The sequence below is a fragment of the Shewanella sp. SG41-3 genome, from assembly GCF_014164545.1.
GTDB classification, from domain to species: domain Bacteria; phylum Pseudomonadota; class Gammaproteobacteria; order Enterobacterales; family Shewanellaceae; genus Shewanella; species Shewanella vesiculosa.
In genome coordinates this window covers 357,687-373,622 of record NZ_JACJFJ010000002.1, presented here as the reverse complement: position 1 = coordinate 373,622, position 15,936 = coordinate 357,687, and the positions used below count along the sequence as shown (strand labels likewise).

The following is a 15,936-nucleotide window of genomic DNA, read 5'->3' as shown; positions in this document are numbered from 1 at the left end:
GGGTCATTGTGCTTCACCAGCTGATCGCTGGAGCTGCGGCTTTGTTGCAGAACTCTGTGATTAACTTTTCAACCTTGCGATACTGGCTGATGGGGTATTCACAGCGGACTCATTGAGCCTATTTGCTGTGAACTGAGCCATTATTGACTACACTCAAAATACGTCTTTCAGTTAACCAAAGGAGCGATTATGAGTCACACTTATAAAGTCATTGAGCTAGTGGGTTCATCACCGATCAGTTCAGATGAGGCGATCAAAAATGCGATTGCAGAAGCCAATAAAAGTTTATTACATTTGCGCTGGTTTCAAGTTATCGAAACCCGTGGTCACTTGGAAGAAGGTTTAGTGGCTCACTGGCAAGTCACCGTTAAAGTGGGTTTTACCTTAGACCCTAATGCTTAGTTGTCGCATGTTGTTTATGCATCTCTGGGTAGACCCTTTTGGATTGATCTGATCACTCGTTGAGTTTTACGTGAAAGCGCCGACTGTGGCGCTTTTTGTATTTGTTGCACTAATGCCCATTCAATATGTTCAAGCACCATGCCATCTACTTCATCACTGTGTTTACGTTGCTCTAATGCACTAATAATGGCCGGATTAGCCGGAGCATTACCTAATGCTATCGCGATATTACGTAACCAACGTTTATGGCCAATTCGGCGAATCGCGCTGCCTTCTGTTTGGCTTAAAAATTGGCTTTCAGACCACGCAAATAGAGTCAGTAAATCGGGTTGAATAAGCGCACTGCGAGTATGAAAATCTGTCTCTTGGGTCAGTGGTGCTTTAGCATTAACTGGGCACACGAGTTGGCAATCATCACAGCCATAAATACGATTGCCGATGAGTGGACGAAACTCTTCTGGAATAGCGCCCTGCAATTCAATGGTTAAGTAAGATATACATCGCCTTGCATCGACCACATAGGGTTCGACAATCGCATCTGTTGGGCATGACTTTATGCAGGCTACGCAAGTGTTGCAGCCTTCTTCGATTGGGATATCTAACGGCAAAGGTAAGTTAATTAATAACTCGCCGAGGAAAAACCAACTGCCGGCATCAGGGTGTAAAATGAGTGAGTGCTTGCCCGTCCAGCCTAGTCCCGCTTTATCGGCTAATGGACGTTCTAAAATCGGTGCAGAGTCAACAAACGGTCTAAAATCTGTGTTGTGAAAGTCGGATTGTTGGCAATATTGATGAATTTTATCACCGAGTTTTTTAAGCCGTTGGCGGATTAATTTATGATAATCACGTCCACCGGCATAGCGAGAAATATAACCAAGGTTGGGGTCGGTTAAATTACTGGCAAAGCCAGCGTCAGGCGGTAGATAATCCATCCGGGCACAAATGACTCTAATGGTTCCTGGATGTAATTCAGCGGGTCTAGCCCGCATCATTCCATGATTAGCCATGTAAGCCATCTCACCGTGGTAACCTTTATCTAACCAATCTTGTAATACTGCCTCATGTTGGCTTAAGTCGACATCAGCAACACCAATATGAGCAAAACCAAGTTCTTTACCCCAAAGCTTGATCTGTCTATTGAGCACATCAAGCTGAGCTGCGGTCAATGGGCAGGGCTCGGGGATTGAATTGATCTCAGGATCGGTAATTGGATCAGGCGTTAATACTGGGGTCGTTGTTGTCATAACACTATCATTAAGTAAACACATGGAAATTATACGCGTTTTACTCGGCTTTGACACAATTTCGGCCGGCAGCTTTGGCAGAATAGAGCGCTTTGTCGGCTTTTAGCAATAATGGCGACAACTCTGTTTCATTGGTGTAACTGGCGACTCCGGCACTGATTGTTTGATGCAAATTAGGCGAGATTTGTGACCAATCATATTTTGCTATGGTCTCGACTAAGCGATTAGCAATCTCAATGGCTTTTGTTTTGTCGATATTAGGTAATAAAATCAAAAACTCTTCACCACCAACTCGACCAATCACATCAGTGTCACGCATCATGCTTGTACTAATTGCCGCTAGTTTTACCAGTACTTTATCGCCCATATCGTGGCCTAATGTATCGTTAACGGCTTTAAAGTTATCAGCGTCAAATGAAATCAATGATAATGGCGTGGATGATTGCTGAGCGATTTTTAAAAAGTAATTACCTTGAGAATGTGAATCACGTCTATTGGCTACTTTGGTCAGTTCATCGGTGAGCGCTAAACGCCTAAACAGTCGTTTTCTGAGCAGTTGTTTGTAGGCGAAGATAGATACAATCACTAAAATTATCGCGACTAAGCTGATAATAATGATCTGCATGTCTTCATTGCGCTTCATGATGTCCAATTGCAGCTGTTTTTCTTTATCCCTTTGAATAAGCATTGTATTTTCAGTTTGAATCTTGTTGTTATCAAATCGAGCTTGCATCTCCGCATTGCGCTCTGAAAGTACTTTTTTGTCATATGATAGATGTGACTCGACAAACAATTTTAGGGTTTCATACGCCAGTTGCCATTGTTGTGAGGCTTGATATATTTCGCTTTTTAGCTGCAACACTTGATTGAGGCCACGGATATTATTACTGAAATTAAATGCTTTTTCAGCCTGGTCAATATCGATTAATGCTTGCTGATAAAGCTCTTGCTGGTAATGCACCTTGGCCATAAATAAATTCATGTAGCTATAACTGTTATCATTTTTGGGTGTAATCACCTTTTGAGCATCATGCAGAATCACCTCAGCGTCTTTAAGTCTATTTAAGCTGATTAAGTTACCGGCAATACTAATAGATGCATCCGCAGCAGCAATGGGGTTATTTTCTGTTAACCAAAAATCGCGCGTTTTTTGGAAGCGTTCAATGGCTTCTTCATAACGTTCAAGCTTCTCTAATGACAGCGCAATTTGATTATTGGTGAGATTGGCTTCATAAATCTGTTTATTTTTGAGATAACTTTTTTCGAGTTTTATTTGATATGTTAATGCGGTCCGGGCATCGCCAAAACGGCGATAACTATTGGCCAGCTCACCTAAATTAACATTTGCCCAATAAGTTAAATTAAGAGACTCATATAAGTTTTGCGCTGTAATAAGATCTTCGAGTGCTTCAGAAAAATTACCTAAATAAGATAGGATTGCACCTCTAGTGCTTCGGCCATCCGCAATCAAGCGCGGGTCTTCAAGTTTATAAGCATTAAGTATCGCTGTATTTAGGTCGGCAAATAAGCTGTCACTTTCTCCCTGCGCATACAGAAACCAAGCCTTACAATACTGCAGATCAATCTGGATTAAAGAGGGGGCTGGCTGACGATATATTTGCAGGTATTTATCGGCATATTTAACCGCGGCTTGCATTTCTTCTGTTGTGTTCGACGGCAAACTCCAGCAATTAAGACGTATATAGAGTTCTTGGCGAATAATATCGTCATCCGACAAGATACTTTTATACTCGCTGAGTAATTTACGATTATCTTCATCGGATATAAAGTTACCACTGTCTAATAGTGTATAAATTTCATCGGCGCGTAAATTCTTCACTGGATTAGCATAAGCAATGCTGCTAAATCCAATGGCACAGACAAGCATAATGATATGAATAATGCTGCTTAGCTTTAAAGTGGGCAAGGATGCATTTTCTCAAGTTGTTATTGTTAATTCTATGTGACAAAGACTAACAGACTTCGACTTGAAAAGTCTTGTGATTAAATTATAGCCTTGCGTTATTGTTCAATAATCTTATTTTTATCAATATGTTAATCTTATTCACTGTTAAGGGTATTTTTCTGGCGACTCAGGGCTATTTGCATTCAGTTATCTAGACGAGTATAAAGACGCCTTTGGAAATAAACAGAGATAAAAATGTTGCAGAGAATTGTGCAATTTATCGGATTAAGTTTGCTGATAGCATTATCGCCTTGTCATGCTGAAGGAAGCCTGGAAACATCGGGTGACGCTTTGCACATATTACTTCCGGCCACTGCATTGGCAGGAAGTTTAATTGTCGAAGATGATTATCAAGGTGCTTGGCAATTAGTTAAAACCGGTGTATCAAGTCGATTGTTAGTTGAAGCACTGAAATACGGTATAGAAAAAGATCGCCCAGATGGCAGTGGTAATGATTCATTTCCATCTGGTCACAGTGCCGATACCTTTGCTGCAGCGACATTTATCAACCAGCGTTACGGCTGGAAATATGGCATTCCATCATATGCGGTAGCTTCTTATGTAGCATATACGCGTGTTGCCAGTGATCAACATCATGTGGAAGATGTATTGGCTGGCGCTGCCATTGGTATCGTGGCGGGGTGGTATTTCACCGACCCTTATAAAGGGATTAGTATTGTTCCAATTGCCTCATCAGACACTTATGGCGTGTACATTAGTGGCAGATTTTAGAGAGAAAAACATGACAAAAGTTGACCCGCAGTATCAAGAAGTCGCAAAACAAATTTCGTATAACGTAGCCAATAAAGTGTTGCCGATGGATAAGTTACCTGAAACCTTGCTTGAGGCTTATGAAGGTTTGTTTAGCGAACTTATTGACGACAAAGCCAATACGTTTGCCAATGCATGGAATGGTTTGCCAGCGAGTGCGCAAAAGTTAATGACTAAAGCGGAGTTTCATGGCTTTTACATTGCCAATGCGTGGATGCAGTTAAGCCGTGTTGCGCAAGAAATTGCCGATAGTGCCGACTCTGAAGAAGAAATGAATAATAATGAATATGATGGTGTATTTGGCCGTTTAGCCGAGCAATCATTGAGAGAGTGTATACGTAAGCTTAAAAAAGCGCGTACTGACAGACCATTATTGAATAGCTTTAAATTAGTCATGTCTGCCTAATTTTGTGCACTTAAGTTTGGCGTTGCCAGATATATAAGCCAAAGTTTATGGGCAGATAAATTAATTGTTTGCTAGAAACAAAAAATCCCAACTCAGGTTGGGATTTTTTATGGTTAAAGATAACTTAATCTAGCTTATCAATAATTTAGAATGACGTACGTTTATAACGACGGTATTCAGGTTCCCAGAAGTTAGCTTCAATTGATTGCAGCAGTAATTCATCAGTGCAGGGCAGTGCCAAACCTTGATCAATGGCGGCTCTAGCAACAGCAAAAGCAATATATTTACTGACAGATTGAATATCTTCCAAGCGTGGCAATAGCGATCCAGTTCCCTCTTTACCTAGAGGTGAACACTCTGCTAATGCACGGCTAGATGCCATGAGCATTTCGTCAGACACACGCTTCGCGCCGCAAGATAATACTCCTAATCCAATGCCTGGGAAGATAAAGCTATTATTACATTGCGCTATCTCAAAGGTCTCATCATTCACAACGACAGGTTCAAATGGACTGCCTGTTGCCACTAATGCTTGGCCTGATGTCCAATGCAAAATATCTTTAGGAGTGGCTTCAACGCGGCTCGTTGGATTTGATAATGGGAATACAATTGGACGTTTACAATGCTTGTGCATTGCTCTAATGATTTCTTCAGTGAATAAACCTGGCGAACCAGATACCCCAATGAGTACAGTAGGCTTAGCGTTGTTCACAACATCAAGTAACGAAATATTGTCGCTGTAATTTTCCCATGCTTCAATCGTAGAGCAAGGTTGAGCTAACTTTTGTTGGAATGGTAATAAGTTAGGCATGTTATCGAGTAATAAGCCCCAACGATCAACCATAAAGACTTGTGAACGAGCTTGTTGTTCACTAATGCCCTCTGAAACCATTTGTGCCACAATCGCTTCAGCAATACCACAACCCGCACTGCCCGCACCTAAGAAGGTAATACGTTGTTCGCTAAGCTTACTCTTCGCCGCTTTAGATGCCGCCAGTAGTGACCCAACAGTAACTGCTGCTGTACCTTGAATATCATCGTTAAAACTACAGTATTGATCTTTATAACGCTCAAGCAATGGCATGGCATTTTTTTGCGCAAAATCTTCAAATTGAATTAACGCATCTGGCCAACGACGGCTCACAGCCTGCATGAAAGCTTCAACAAATTCAGTATATTCTTCGCCGCCAATACGTTGATGACGCCAGCCCATGTACATAGGGTCTTCGATTAAATGCGGATTATCGGTACCTACATCTAATGTGACTGCCAAGCAATAGGCCGGACTAATTCCGCCGCAGCTGGTGTAAAGTGATAACTTACCAATTGGGATCCCCATACCGCCAATACCTTGGTCACCTAAACCGAGAATACGTTCTCCATCGGTAACCACAATGACTTTCACTTTTTGGCGAGTTGAGTTATTTAAAATATCATCAATGCGATCTTTATTCGGATATGAAATAAATAAGCCACGGTTACGACGATAGTTTTTAGAAAAGCGTTCACAGGCTAATCCTACCGTAGGCGTGTAGATAATCGGCATCATTTCGCTAATGTTATTACGTACTAAACGATAAAATAGGGTTTCGTTAGTATCTTGAATATTGCGTAAATAGATGTGTTTATCGAGATCATTGGTGAAGTTTTTAAATTGTTCGTACGCACGAGAAGCTTGTTCATCAATGGTTTCAATAACCCAAGGAATGAGGCCTTCAAGATTAAAAAATACCCGCTCTTCTTCACTAAATGCGCTGCCTTTATTAAGCAGTGGTGATTCAAGAATGGCCGGGCCAGCAAAAGGAAGATAGAGGGGGCGTTTGTTATCGTCCATGGGGAACCTTAATGTGTTAGATCCAGTTAGATCATTATTAGAATAGGGCTGGTTTTCTTACGATTATAGATTATCACGTCTGATCTTTTTTGTGGTCTGTTAAGTGAGTCAAATCACATTATTCTTAAGTATTTTTATTCATCTCTCATTTTTGGTTGTTTATATGTAAACGCTAAAAATAAAAATGCGTAGCCTAAGCTACGCATTCATAAAGCATTATCTCAATATCTAGGCGAATATTACTTGCCGCGATGTTTGACTGATAAACCTTTGACGAAGTTTCTTAACACTTGGTCACCACATGGCTTATAGTTTTTATGATCTGGGTTACGGAATAACGCACCTAACTCAGATTTAGTCATCGAAAAATCGGCTAACAGTAACGTGGCAATAATATCTTCTTCACGCATTTCAAGTGCAACGCGTAATTTTTTGAATATTAGATTGTTGGTCAATTGCTTCAAAGGCGCTGGCACTTCTGCTCCAGGCTTTAAGCCACGATTTTGAATGATCAAACCATCTAAGAATTGGCACATTAATGTGTCATTACATGCTTGATAACCTTCTTCTTCCTCTTTTTTCAACAGCGCAATAATCTGCTCTGAAGACATGTCTACATTGGCTTGGCTGAAAATGTTAATCATTTTGGCATTTGAATAGTCAAACACAAAGCGAATACGGCGAAGAATATCGTTGTTAATCATAAGGCTCTCTGGCGCGGCGGCGCATAAATGGTTTAGGTCAATTGACGAAACACTATTATAGCGAGAAATCATTGATCCGTCAGATTATTCGTATGTGGTTAATTGTTTTCTTACTGCTTGGCGTATCTTGTCGTGTAGACCAAAAACACGCTCGATATTATCCAGATCCCACGAGGTGTTTTCCAATATCACAACGGTTAATTGCGATTGCGGATAATAGAGCATTAAGCTGATGTATCCCGGAATATAGCCTGAATGACTGTATTCAACTAAGCCTGCTTGTTGGCTGATTTGCAAACCATAGCCATAGCCTACCTCTCCCCAACGATGCTGCCTGATAGTACTTGCATGGGTCATGGCGTGATAGCTTGTGGCAGATAAAAATTGGCCTTGATGTAAACCATTTACAAACTTAACCACAGCAGCACTACTGGCTTGCATGCCGCCAAATGTAATGAAGTCAGGGTCTACCGTAAAATCAGTTAATTGTGTCCGCTGCTGCTGTTGCTCGGTATAGCCATCAACCAAGCGTGTTTGCTTAGCCTGACGCTGCGCAATTGAACCGGTATTAGCTTGGAGATCAAGCTGATTGGTTACGGCAAATTGATTAACCAATTGCCCATAAGGTTGTTGGTAAACCTGAGTTAATATATCGCCAAGCAATTTATAGCCATAGTTTGAGTAACTAAACTGACTGGCAGGTATAAATTGAGACCCGGCATTAAGACTCGGTGATTTAGGTGGTGTTATTCCTGAAGTATGATTTAACAGCTGACTAATCGTGATTGGGTGTTCGGTGATGATCTCAACGTAATCTGTGATGTTATCGCCCAATGCTAACTTTTTCTGATCCACCGCCTGTAATACAAGCGTGGCGGTGATCGTTTTAGAAATAGATCCAAGCATAAATATGCTGTCTGGTGTTATGCCGGTACCTGCTTGGTAATTAACATAACGGTTATGATTGTCGCTAATGACAATGCTACCGCTAAACGGTCTTGAATCCTTATCTATGATGGTTTGCACATCCGCTGCAGTTAATGCAAATGCACTGAGTTGAAATGACACTGAGGTTACTGTTAATGCCAGTAACAAACGGGTGAATTTTTGTAAGCCAGTTAAGTCTTTACACCATTGTGATGTGATCATTTTGTGAGATACCAATAAACAAATAAGATAGCGAAGCCAACTAAATACCATAAACCAATCCACGACAGCCCCACCATAACACGACCATAACGATGCTTTTCCGCTAAGGTGTTACTGGTCATTAACCGGAAGTTAAGCCAAGCAAAAATAACTGTGGTCATAAAAGCAAGGATCATTACAAATTCTAGCAGCGGTAATAAGGCCCCTTTAAAGAATAGAATAAGTAATAAACCAAGCGTACTGATCCCGAGCATAATGGGGGTTAAATAATTGCGTGTTGATGTGGTGTTAGACAACAATTTCCAGCCCATCTCGAGTGTGCGGCTGTAGCCATCTATCACAGTCACTGTGGTGCTAAAAATACATAAAAACGCCACAATGCCAATTAAGTAACGGCTTTGATTACCCATAACTTGGCTATAAAGGGTGATCAATTGTGAGGCAAATGCCGCGCCTGAATCAGAAAAACGCTCACCACTGCCGTGCATGACTAATGCGCCTAGCGCTAAAAATACAATCGCCAACACAGCCGTGGTGACATAGCCTAAATTAAAATCAAAAATAGCCTGCTTGGCGGTCACCGTTTGGTTTTTACGTTTTTCTATTAACCATAACGAGTTCCAAGTGCTGACTTCTATTGGCGCGGGCATCCAACCCATCATCGCCACTAAAAAACCGACATACGCCCATTGCCAGGGAGATTCGCTGATCACTGGAGTGCCGAATCCGCTATGACGATTAAAGGCCAATGCTACGGCGACTAGGGTGGTGAGTGTAAGAGCTAGCATGATAATTTTGGTCATTTTATCAAGCAGTTTGTAGTGGCCTAAAATCAATAGTGCTAACGAGCTGGCCAATACAATTAGCGCTAAGAGGTCAATTGATAGCGGAATAAACTGAGTTAACATTGCCGCAGTTAACATGCATACCCCAGCGGTACTGGCAATGGCAGCAATCACATTGAGCCCGGTAAACAGCATCAAATATCCACGGCCTTGCTTATGATAGCCATGCAATAAACTTTCATCAGTGGCTGCAGTGTAGCGAGCGCCAGCAGCGAAGAAAGGGTACTTAACGATATTGACTAATAAAATGAGCCATGCCAGTTGCCAACCAAATTCTGCACCGGCTCGAGTTGAGGCGACTAAATGAGAAGCGCCAATCGCGGCGGCGGCCATTAAGATTCCAGGTCCAGTGGCTTTAAAAAGTGTGCTTGCGCGAGATATCCACGGTAAGTCTGATGCAGTTTGTTGCTTAAGCATAATAAAAAACCTAGTTTGATGGTTTAGCGTTTAATGACTGTTCTATGCGCAATAAAGTGGCATTCATTTGTTGCAGGTGGTCGAGGATTAGTACATCGGTATTTTCATCGGCAGGGGCGTTACCTTTTTGTGCCATGATTTTTGACTTTTGTGCCAGTACTTGAGATCTAAAGTGAGTAACATCTACAACCCCCGTTAAGCTAATCAATGCGCCTGCAGAAGATTGTCCCGCGGTTTCTATGGTCAGTTTATGAAGGTCAAACATACGCATAATAGGACCTTGAATAAGTGCCATGTCGGTGATTTTATCCAATGGAACGGTATTTTCAGTCCGTGTGAATAAGCCTTTACGCACAATCAGTTTCTGCTCGGTTAGTTCAGCACTCATATTATTAATGTAATGCCTAGTCGCTAATAGTCCCAATGGAAACCATAGTAATAACAATGGAATACCAATAAAGCTAAGGATAAATACTAGGCTGCCAGACAACAACCAATACAGGCCTAGGTTTGCGTGGAAGTGGGCACTAACTAGTGTTTTATCGCTCATATGACCTCCTTGTTAAATAGATTTAAATTCACTTTTTTTAACTATTTATTCTTGATTAAGTGGTTGGTTGCATTTACATTAAGCCATTGTGTTGACTTTGTTAAATTTTAACCTAAGTTGGTTGTGTCAATCCAACAAAGTTGTCAGCGGTATGCTCATACCGCAGTTTGCAGTAGTCATGGATATAAAACAATAATTTAACGTTAAGGATGATCATGAAAAAAAGTAACCTTTTACGCAGCGCTTGCGCTATCGCTGTCTCTCTATCTCTAGCTCCTATTGCCTTTGTTGCACAAGCTGCTGATGCTGGTGCCGATTCAAAAGTGGAACGAATTGAAGTGACGGGTTCTCGTATCAAACGGACTGATATTGAAGGACCTTCACCAGTACAATCGTTGAATAAAGACGATATTGCTAATATGGGTTTTGACAACCTACAACAATTATTAGAACGTATGCCTGCCAACGGTTCAGGTGCATTCTCTACTCGTGGAAACAGTCAAGATTCTACCGCTAACGGTGGTGCATCAATCAGTTTACGTGGCTTGGGCCCTGATGCGACTTTGGTTCTTATCAATGGTCGCCGTGTTGGAGCAAGTGCATTTGCTGAAGGAATTTCAAATTCGTTTGTTGATATCAACAATATCCCGGTATCGGCGATTGAACGTATCGATATTCTTAAAGACGGTGCTTCAGCCATTTATGGTTCTGATGCAATTGCAGGTGTGGTCAATATTGTCTTAAGAAAAGATATTGAAGGTATTGAACTTAACTTGGGTTATGGCGATGACAATGGCACTGGTTATGATGAAACTACAGCCAGCCTAGTATGGGGCATAAAAGCTGACAAAGGCAGTGCATCAATAATCCTTGATTACTTTACCAATGGTACCTTGTCTGCAGAAGACATGGGCCGCTTTGGCACTGCAAACCAGTCACCTTATGGCGGTGAAGATTACCGTTCATCACGCGGCTTCCCTGGTTATTTCTATGTCAATGGCGTGAAAACCATTGACCCAGATTGTCCTGCTGATAGCGCAACATCGAGTGGGAGTTGTCTATTTGATTACGGTCCATATAACTTAACCATTCCAGCAGCTGAACGTGTTGGTGCTATTGGCCAGTTTGATTATATGTTAGGTGAAGACTTAACTGCATTTTTAGAGTTATCTGTACAGCACAACACTTCTGAGGCAGGCGGTGCACCAACGCCATTGGATGAAGATGCTGGCTTGACAGTTCCTGGTACTCATCCAAATAATCCTTTTGGACAAGATATTGAGATTGGTCGCTATCGTACAGTTGATGCTGGTGCACGTCGTTGGGATATCGAGTCAGATACCATGCGTATTGTTGCTGGTCTTCGTGGCGTTATCAATGATTGGGACTGGGAAGTATCAGCGCAACGTGGCCGCAGTGAATCGACTCAAACAGGTGACCGCTCACAAGGTTGGGTAAGAACCGATTATTTACAAGCCGAAATTGATGCGGGTAACTACAACCCGTTTGGCGGCACGATGAACTCGCCAGATGTGATTGATCGCATCACCACTAGTCTAGTAAGACAAGGTAAGTCGAGTATTACTGCTTATGACGCCAGCATTTCAGGTCAAGCCTTTACTATCGCCGATCGCGATATCATGATGGCAGCTGGTGCTGAGTATCGTGAAGAAAGTGTCAGTGACGTGCCAGATGAGCAGTTCCAGCGCGGTCTGATTTTTGGTACTGAAGCCGTCTCTGCGTTTGGCTCACGTGATCAACATGCTGTCTATGTTGAGTTTTCTATCCCTGTTGCTGATAACTTTGAGTTACAACTTGCAGGCCGTTACGACAGTTACAGTGATTTTGGTTCAACCACTAACCCAAAAGTTGCTTTCCAATGGGGCATTAGTGACGAAGTCACTGCACGTGGTTCTTGGTCTACAGGTTTCCGTGCACCATCGCTTGCGCAAATTGGCTTAGGTCCTTCTGAAAAGAGTGACTTTTTAACCGATAGCTACCGTTGTGCTGCTGATAACGTTGATTGTGAACTACTTGACTACAACTTTGTGTTTGCTGGTAACCCTGATCTTGAGGCAGAAGAGTCTGAGACTTGGAACTTGGGTATGATTTGGGCTCCAAGTCAGCAGTTTGATATTGGTTTTGATTTATTCAATATCGTCCAAGACAACAAAATTGACTCACTGCAAAATCTAGATGTTTACAACGAACACTGTGGTGATCAAAACAGCACTATTTGTTTACGAAATGCGCCTAAAGCGGGTGAAACCTTTGGTACGATTGACGTAATCAAATCAGCATTTGTCAATATTGGTTCACAAGAAGTACAAGGTGTAGATTTATCTAGCCATTATGGTCTTGAGCTAAACAGCTATGGTGATATCAAGTTTGGTTTAGAATACAGCTATTTAATCAGCTTTGAAAAAGAAGTTGATGGCAATACTGTTGATTACACTGGTGAGTACGAGTACCCACAACACCGTTGGTTAGCAACAACTAACTGGATGATGGATGACTTTGCCGCTAACGTTAACTTAAGCTACATCGGTGAGTTTGAAGACTACAACAAAACTCGTACAGTTGATGCGCAGTTGTTAGTCGATATGTCTGGCTCATATCGTTTCAATGACACGGTTAAGCTATCTGTAGGTGTTAATAACGTGTTTGATGAAGAGCCATCATTTGCGATTGGCGATGGCGATGCTGATCTATATGGTTATGCAATGGGTGTACATAACCCATTAGGCCGTTATATTTATACTAAAGTCACAATGAACTTCTAATGACAACGTCATAAGATAACAAAAGCCACATTCACTTAAGGTGCAATGTGGCTTTTTTATTGTCATTATTCTCACGCTATAGGAGCTTAAATGATTACCTTATACGGAACCCAAAAAAGTCGTGCGCTGCGCGTATCTTGGCTTTTAGAAGAGTTAGGTGTTGAGTGGCAGTTTCATGCTATCGATTTTGCTAAAGGTGAAAATAAAGCAGAAACATTTTTAGCCCTTAACCCTAGTGGTAAAATGCCTGTGATCACCGAGGGTGAGTTCGTGCTAAGCGAATCCGCGGCCATTATGCGTTATTTAGCCGAAAAATACGGACAAGGTAACTGGTTGCCAAAACCAGGTACGCAAGCGTCAGGTATTCATGAACGCTGGGTGAGTTTTGTGATTAGTGAGCTTGAACAACCACTGTGGAGTATGGGTAAACATCGCTTTGCCTTACCACAACCACTTAGATTAGAGGCCATGTTTGCCGTAGCTAAGTGGGAGTTTGATCAAGCCGCTGCTATTGCTGAAGCTTGGGTGCCAGATACTGGCTTTGTCTGTGGCGATTCACCCACCATAGCCGATATTTTATTAGCGCAAACCTTAGGCTGGGCGATGGGATTTGAGCAAACGCTTCCGCCAAAGCTGATGGCATTCCGTGATCGCTTAAAGCAACGTCCAGCTTTAGCCAATGCATTAGCTAAAACTGAAGCACTTGCCAATATCACTCAATAACGATTATTAAAAAGGAAGCTCGAGGCTTCCTTTTAGTTATTAGCGCTCAACATAGAGACATTTATAATTGAGTTGCAGCCCATTTTGCACGGCTTTCACGGCTTTCGCTCATGCCGTTATCTGCACGATAAGCTTTATAGGCTTCAGCATCTAGTGCGACTAAGCTTATATCCACTTCAAGCACGAGTTTACATTCTTTTTTAATCCGCCACGCAGCGGCATTGTACAATTCAGTTAATGGCAAAGAGCTTAAAAATTCTGGATTGTATTGGGTGTAGAGAGCTTGTGTCGGATACACCACAAACGCCAACCGACGCTTAGGTTCTTTTTTAAATAACTCTTCAATACCATCAGAAGTGTTAAGCACCTGCATTTCGATAATATCATCGATTTCTAACAGCTTTTTCTGCGCTGGAATTGGTGCTTCTTTCTTGCCTGATTCCCACAACAACACATCTTCATTACTGGCGTTAGTGATGCTAGCAACTTGTTCTGTTGTTAAGCCGAAAGATTGACGTAAACATTGGATTTCAATTGCATTTAAACCGGTATTTTTAGACATGGACGTTCTCGTATTAAGGATTTATTTAGGTATTTATATTTCGACGTAAATTAGCCGCAATTGGACTTAATTAATGCGTTTTATCGATTAAGCCACACATCTTCGGCCCAATGCCAAAACGATTCCCAAACCTTATCGCTAAATCGGCCTTTTTTCCAAAACAACACTTGGCTTTCTTCATCAATACAATAAAAGCTATCACCGATTTGGCAAATGGCAATTTGCTCTCTGGGTAGCCCAATAGACCAAGCATAGCAGGCGACTTCAGGTAAGTAGGTATGTGAGGATGGATCGGCAGCGGTAACGGGTTCAAGCGTGCCATAAATAACATCACTAGCATAAAGTAAGTATTCTTTTAGATCCTTGGGTAAACCAATTAAGATCTGTTCTTCAACCTCTACAAGTTGCTCAAACGTCGGTAGTTCTAGCGGTACCGGTACGGTTTCACTTAATTCTTGTAGTTGTTCAATAATGTCATTCATCGCATCGTCCAGCAGATCGTATTGTAATGGGCGCGAGTATAGCAGATGTGATTGTTGCGGATCTTGTTTGGCCAAAAAAAAGCGCTCATATGAGCGCTAAAAGGGTGGAAACTTGGATGATTAGAAAAGGCTTAGGGCGGTGTGAGTTGTTCATCAAAAGGATAGTTATCAGTGTTTATGCAACTTGTCGTTGTGAACTATATAAACTTTGACGTTTATAACTTAACCAGGCTTTATGGTATTGCTTGTGCGAGTCTTGACGAAGCTTGGCTATCATTGCTTGTTCTATGTCATTTAAGTGCCTAGATGTGGCTTTAGCTTGGGATTCTATTTGTTGGATTTGCTCATAAACATAATGCTCTGGGCCACTTTTGATTTGGGCAATATCATTTAAGTGAAACTGTACTTCAACTACCATTTGGCTTTCGGGCAATTTCACTAATACATTTAAGTCACGATAGCCCGACATTTTTGGATGTGCAAACCGGTTTTTTAATTGCACTATTTCGGTATGTTGACGCAGTTGCTGGTAGCTTGATAGCAAGCTTTTGACGTCATCGGCCACCACACTTGCCCTTGCTATATCAGTGAGTTGACTGGCGTCGCCATTGAACTTTGCTTGTACTTTTTGAGCCGCACGCTGATAACTTTTAGTGGCAGGAATAATGATGTCGGTGTTGCTTGATTGGCTGATCATCTTGAGTAGACTGATAAGTTCTTGTTGCGCCACTGGTGCTCGACTCATTAAAGCGTGCAAGTTATCAGTATCTTGTAAAACAAGCTCATTATTGTGCTCATGGAGCGCCATTAGCTGCTCTATATCGTTAGCTGATTTTTGACTAAAATCGGAAGGCGGAGCTAACTTGTTATATTTAACCTCGTTAGGCTGAGCAATAGCACCACGAGTAGACAATAAAATTAAGAATATAAAAAAGGTACGAAACAACTTATTCATTGAATAGCTTCCCACATAGTGTCTGTTAATCCAATGTACCGCTTTTTCACTGAATAGGGGCTGAATGAACAAGGTTTAATAAAAAAGGGCATCGAATGATGCCCTTTTGAGAGGAATTGTGACCTTAGTCAATATTCACAGCG

15 protein-coding genes are annotated in these 15,936 nt (G+C 41.7%); 5 read left to right on the top strand and 10 right to left on the bottom strand.

The window, feature by feature from the left end:
- The first annotated feature begins 189 nt into the window (after nt 1–189).
- Nucleotides 190–402, top strand: coding sequence for a dodecin (locus H5164_RS04905; RefSeq protein WP_124015561.1), 213 nt, complete (start codon nt 190–192; stop codon nt 400–402).
- A 14-nt stretch (nt 403–416) separates the two neighbouring features.
- Here H5164_RS04905 and queG read toward each other — a convergent pair whose 3' ends face one another.
- The gene (gene queG, locus H5164_RS04900) at nt 417–1,646 is read right to left on the bottom strand and encodes a tRNA epoxyqueuosine(34) reductase QueG (protein ID WP_182755045.1); all 1,230 of its coding nucleotides are present in this window, start codon (nt 1,644–1,646) and stop codon (nt 417–419) included.
- 40 nt (nt 1,647–1,686) lie between these two features.
- Entirely contained in the window at nt 1,687–3,573 is a 1,887-nt protein-coding gene (locus H5164_RS04895) for a diguanylate cyclase (RefSeq protein WP_182755043.1), read from the bottom strand.
- Nucleotides 3,574–3,807: 234 nt separating this feature from the next.
- Here H5164_RS04895 and H5164_RS04890 point away from each other — a divergent pair, with 234 nt between their 5' ends.
- Nucleotides 3,808–4,344, top strand: coding sequence for a phosphatase PAP2 family protein (locus H5164_RS04890; protein WP_124015564.1), 537 nt, complete (start codon nt 3,808–3,810; stop codon nt 4,342–4,344).
- Nucleotides 4,345–4,354: 10 nt separating this feature from the next.
- Nucleotides 4,355–4,789, top strand: coding sequence for a DUF3069 domain-containing protein (locus H5164_RS04885; RefSeq protein WP_124015565.1), 435 nt, complete (start codon nt 4,355–4,357; stop codon nt 4,787–4,789).
- A 145-nt stretch (nt 4,790–4,934) separates the two neighbouring features.
- Here H5164_RS04885 and H5164_RS04880 read toward each other — a convergent pair whose 3' ends face one another.
- The 5 genes from H5164_RS04880 to H5164_RS04860 form a co-directional block, all read right to left on the bottom strand.
- Nucleotides 4,935–6,623, bottom strand: a complete 1,689-nt coding sequence (locus tag H5164_RS04880) for an NAD-dependent malic enzyme (RefSeq protein ID WP_182697490.1) — start codon at nt 6,621–6,623, stop codon at nt 4,935–4,937.
- A 239-nt stretch (nt 6,624–6,862) separates the two neighbouring features.
- The gene (locus H5164_RS04875) at nt 6,863–7,327 is read right to left on the bottom strand and encodes a DUF1456 family protein (RefSeq protein ID WP_124015567.1); all 465 of its coding nucleotides are present in this window, start codon (nt 7,325–7,327) and stop codon (nt 6,863–6,865) included.
- An 84-nt stretch (nt 7,328–7,411) separates the two neighbouring features.
- Nucleotides 7,412–8,476 (bottom strand): serine hydrolase, encoded by a 1,065-nt coding sequence (locus tag H5164_RS04870; protein WP_182755041.1) that lies wholly within the window; start codon nt 8,474–8,476, stop codon nt 7,412–7,414.
- Nucleotides 8,473–9,738 (bottom strand): Nramp family divalent metal transporter, encoded by a 1,266-nt coding sequence (locus H5164_RS04865; RefSeq protein WP_182755039.1) that lies wholly within the window; start codon nt 9,736–9,738, stop codon nt 8,473–8,475. The genes H5164_RS04870 and H5164_RS04865 overlap by 4 nt, the downstream gene beginning before the upstream one ends.
- A 10-nt stretch (nt 9,739–9,748) precedes the next feature.
- Nucleotides 9,749–10,288: a PH domain-containing protein gene (locus H5164_RS04860; protein ID WP_182697487.1), complete on the bottom strand. Its 540-nt coding sequence runs from the start codon at nt 10,286–10,288 to the stop codon at nt 9,749–9,751.
- Between the two features lie 215 nt (nt 10,289–10,503).
- On the opposite strand from H5164_RS04860, the gene H5164_RS04855 reads away from it, so the two are divergent.
- Both H5164_RS04855 and H5164_RS04850 read left to right on the top strand, forming a co-directional pair.
- Entirely contained in the window at nt 10,504–13,071 is a 2,568-nt protein-coding gene (locus H5164_RS04855; protein ID WP_124015571.1) for a TonB-dependent receptor, read from the top strand.
- Nucleotides 13,072–13,161: 90 nt separating this feature from the next.
- Nucleotides 13,162–13,794, top strand: a complete 633-nt coding sequence (locus H5164_RS04850) for a glutathione S-transferase family protein (protein WP_182755037.1) — start codon at nt 13,162–13,164, stop codon at nt 13,792–13,794.
- A 61-nt stretch (nt 13,795–13,855) separates the two neighbouring features.
- Here the strand turns inward: H5164_RS04850 and H5164_RS04845 are convergent, their stop codons facing one another.
- The 3 genes from H5164_RS04845 to H5164_RS04835 all read right to left on the bottom strand — a co-directional run bounded on the left by H5164_RS04845 (nt 13,856) and on the right by H5164_RS04835 (nt 15,793).
- Nucleotides 13,856–14,356, bottom strand: a complete 501-nt coding sequence (locus tag H5164_RS04845; protein WP_182755035.1) for a DUF4447 family protein — start codon at nt 14,354–14,356, stop codon at nt 13,856–13,858.
- Nucleotides 14,357–14,436: 80 nt separating this feature from the next.
- On the bottom strand, nt 14,437–14,838 hold the full coding sequence (locus H5164_RS04840; protein ID WP_182741346.1) for an SMI1/KNR4 family protein: 402 nt from the start codon (nt 14,836–14,838) through the stop codon (nt 14,437–14,439).
- A gap of 175 nt (nt 14,839–15,013) precedes the next feature.
- On the bottom strand, nt 15,014–15,793 hold the full coding sequence (locus H5164_RS04835) for a RelA/SpoT domain-containing protein (protein ID WP_182755033.1): 780 nt from the start codon (nt 15,791–15,793) through the stop codon (nt 15,014–15,016).
- Nucleotides 15,794–15,936: the final 143 nt, after the last annotated feature.